We start from the raw sequence: 3,896 nt of genomic DNA, 5'->3' as shown, positions 1-3,896 counted from the left end.
GGGGTCGGCCATCGCCGGACGTAACGATGACGCGCTCGACGACCTCGTCGGCTTCTTCGTCAACACGCTCGTCCTGCGCACCGACACCTCCGGCGACCCCACCTTCGCCGAAGTTCTCGGACGGGTCAGGGAGACGGACCTGGCGGCCTACGCCCACCAGGACGTGCCGTTCGAGCGGCTGGTGGAGATCGTCAACCCCACCCGGTCGCTGGCCCATCACCCGCTCTTCCAGGTGATGCTCGTGCTCCAGAATGCCGCCGAGGGCGAATTCGCGATGCGCGGCCTCGTGGCCACCGAGGACGACGACGTCCATGCGGGGATCGCGAAGGTCGATCTGACCTTCAGCCTCGGGGAGCAGTTCGGTGCGGGTGGTGAAGCCGCCGGTATGCGGGGTGTGGTCGAGTTCGCGACCGACCTCTTCGACCGGCGGACCGCCGAGACCATCGCGGCACGGCTGGAACGCCTGCTGCGTACCGCCGTCGAGGACGCCGCCCGCCCGATCGGAGAGCTGGATGTGCTCTCCGTGCAGGAGCGTGAGCTGCTGCTCCACGGCTGGAACGACACCGCGCGCGACGTTCCCGACGCCACCCTCCCCGGCCTCTTCGAGGCGCAGGTGGCACGCACGCCCGACGCGCCCGCCCTCGAACACCACGGCACCCGGCTCACCTACACCGAGCTGAACACCCGCGCCAACCAGCTCGCCCATCGCCTCATCAGCAAGAACATCGGCCCCGAGCAGATCGTCGCGCTGGCCCTCCCCCGCTCCGCCGACCTCATCATCTGCATCCTCGCCGTCCTCAAAACCGGTGCCGCGTACCTCCCCGTCGACCCCGACTACCCCACCGCCCGCATCACCTACATGCTCGACGACGCCCGGCCCGCCCTGGTCATCACCGACAGCAACTCCGCCGGGCTCCCCGACACCGGCCTGCCCACACTCACCCTCCACACCGACACCGACAGCGGTGCCGGCACTGGCACCGGCAGCGGCCAGCTCACCACCAACCCCAACGACACCCACCGCACCACTCCGCTGCTCCCCACCCACCCCGCCTACCTCATCTACACCTCCGGCTCCACCGGGCACCCCAAGGGCGTCGCCGTCACCCATGACGCGGTGAACGGTTTCGCAGCCGACGGCCTCGGCCGCTGGCAGCTCGACGGCAGCAGCCGAGTGCTCCAGCTCGCCTCGCCCAGCTTCGACCCCTCGGTGTTGGAGATGTGGATGGCGTTCCGGTCGGGCGGCTGCCTGGTGGTCGCGCCGACGGGTCCGCTCGCGGGTGAGGAACTGGTCGGTGTCGTGGACGGCCTGCGCATCAGCCATGCGGTGATATCGCCGGCGGCGCTGGCGAGCATGCCGGTGCACCCGCTGCCGACGCTGCGCACGCTGATCATCGGCGGCGACGCCTTCACCGGCGAGGTCGCGGCGCGGTGGTCTTCGGGACGCAGGATGTTCAACGCCTACGGTCCGACCGAGGCGACGGTGTGGGTGACGTCGAGCAGCCCGCTTTCCGGCGCGGTGGCTCCGTCGATCGGCCGTCCGGGCTGGAACACCCGGGTGTATGTGCTGGATTCCGCGCTGCGTCCGGTGCCGGCGGGCGTGCCCGGCGAACTGTATGTGGCGGGGACGCGGCTGGCCCGCGGCTATCTGCGCCGCCCCGGGCTGACCGCCGCCCGCTTCGTCGCGGATCCGTTCGGCGCGCCCGGCGGACGGATGTACCGCACCGGCGACCTGGTCAAGTGGCGCACCGACGGCGAGCTCGAATTCGTCGGCCGCGTCGACAACCAGGTGAAGGTCCGCGGCTTCCGTATCGAGCTCGGCGAGATCCAGAACGTTCTCGCCGCGCACCCGGGCGTCGGCCGGATCGCGGTGGTCGTGCGGGAGGACCGTCCCGGCGACAAGCGCATCGTCGCCTACGTCGTGCCCATGGAGGGGGCCGACGGCCGGGTGGATCCGGCCGGTCTGCGTGACCGGGCGGCAGGGGCCCTTCCCGAGTACATGGTTCCGTCGGCGTTCGTCCAGCTCGATACGCTCCCGCTGACGCCGAACGAGAAGCTCGACCACAAGGCGCTTCCCGCTCCGGAGTACACCGGTTCCGAAGGCGGCCGCGGCCCGCGCAACGCGCAGGAGGAGATCCTGTGTGGTGTCTTTGGCGAGATTCTGGGCGTGCCCCGGGCCGGCATCGATGACAACTTCTTCGCCCTCGGCGGCCACTCCCTGCTCGCGATGCGCCTGGTCAGCCGGGTCCGCTCCGCCTTCGGCGTGGAGCTCGCCGTACGTGACCTCTTCGAGGCACCGACGGTCGCCGGTATCGCCGGGCGCCTCGGCACCGCGGCGGGCGGGCGCACGGCTCTGGTGCCGATGGAACGGCCCGAGCGGGTGCCGCTGTCCTTCGCCCAGCGCCGCCTGTGGTTCCTCCACCAGTTGGAGGGCCCCAGCCCGACGTACAACGTGCCGATGCGGCTGCGGCTGTCCGGCGAGCTGGACACCGCCGCCCTGCGCGAGGCGATGTCCGACCTCGTCGAGCGGCACGAGTCGCTGCGTACGGTCTTCCCGGAGATCGACGGCACGCCGTATCAGCAGGTGCTGGAGGGCAGCGCCGCCCGGCCGCCGGTCGAGTGCGTCCGGACGGAGCCCGGTCAGCTGGACGAGGCGATCCGGCAGGCCGCCGGTCATGCCTTCGATCTGACGGCCGAACTGCCGCTGCGGGCCTGGCTGTTCCGGACGGGTCCGGACGAGCACGTCCTGTTGCTGCTGGCGCACCACATCGCCAGTGACGGCTGGTCGATCGCCCCGCTCGCGCACGATCTGGCGGTCGCCTATGCCGCACGGAGCAAGGGCACGGCTCCGCAGTGGAAGCCGCTGCCGGTGCAGTACGCCGACTACACGCTGTGGCAGCGCGAGATCCTCGGCGACGAGAGCGACCCGCAGTCCCTCATCTCCGGTCAGGTCGACTACTGGCGACAGCATCTGGCCGGCCTTCCCGACCTGCTGGAGCTGCCCACCGACCGTCCGCGGCCGGCCGAGGCCGGCTACCAGGGCGACAGTCTCGACTTCTTCTGGGACGTCGCGTTGCACGAAGGCGTCGCCCGCCTGGCGCGTGAGCACCAGGCGAGCGTGTTCATGGTCGTGCAGGCAGCGCTGGCGACCCTGCTGACCCGCCTCGGCGCGGGCACCGACATCGCCATCGGCTCGCCGACCGCCGGTCGCGCCGATGAAGCTCTCGATGACCTGGTCGGGTTCTTCATCAACACGCTGGTGCTGCGCACCGACACCTCCGGCAACCCGTCGTTCGCCGACCTGCTCGGACGGGTGCGGGAAACCGACCTGGCGGCCTACGCCCACCAGGACGTGCCCTTCGAGCGGCTCGTGGAGATCGTCAACCCTGCCCGGTCGCTCGCGTACCACCCGCTGTTCCAGGTGATGCTGAGCTTCGAGGCCGCGTCCGCCGATGTGCCGCTGGACGGACTCGACAGCAGGTTGGAGTCCTCGGGCTCCGATACCTCGAAGTTCGACCTCGAATTCGGGCTGGAGGAGAAGGTCACGGCTGACGGGCTGCCCGCCGGTATGGCGGGAACGGTGGACTTCGCCACGGATCTGTTCGACCGCGCCTCGGTGGACGCGCTCACCGCCCGGCTGGAGCGTCTGCTGCGGGCGGCCGTCGCCGACGCCTCACAGCCGATCGCCGACCTGGACATCCTCTCGGCGCCCGAGCGCACCACACTGCTGCACACCTGGCCCAGCGCCGTACGCGAACTACCGGACGGCACAGCCCTGCCGGACCACGTCCGCGTCTACGTCCTGGACCAGGACCGACAGCCGGTGCCCGCCACCGTCCCCGGCCAACTGCACCTCGCCGGACCCGACCTGACCAGCACCACCCTCACCGGCCACG

The 3,896-nt window shown here is 70.9% G+C and carries 1 protein-coding gene; it reads left to right on the top strand.

The window, feature by feature from the left end:
• On the top strand, positions 1–3,896 hold a 3,896-nt coding region (locus M8I34_RS41025), incomplete at both ends, for an amino acid adenylation domain-containing protein (protein WP_250058153.1).

This window comes from Streptomyces sp. MCA2 (genome assembly GCF_023544705.1).
Lineage (GTDB): Bacteria > Actinomycetota > Actinomycetes > Streptomycetales > Streptomycetaceae > Streptomyces > Streptomyces decoyicus.
This window is presented reverse-complemented; position numbering and strand designations above follow the sequence as displayed.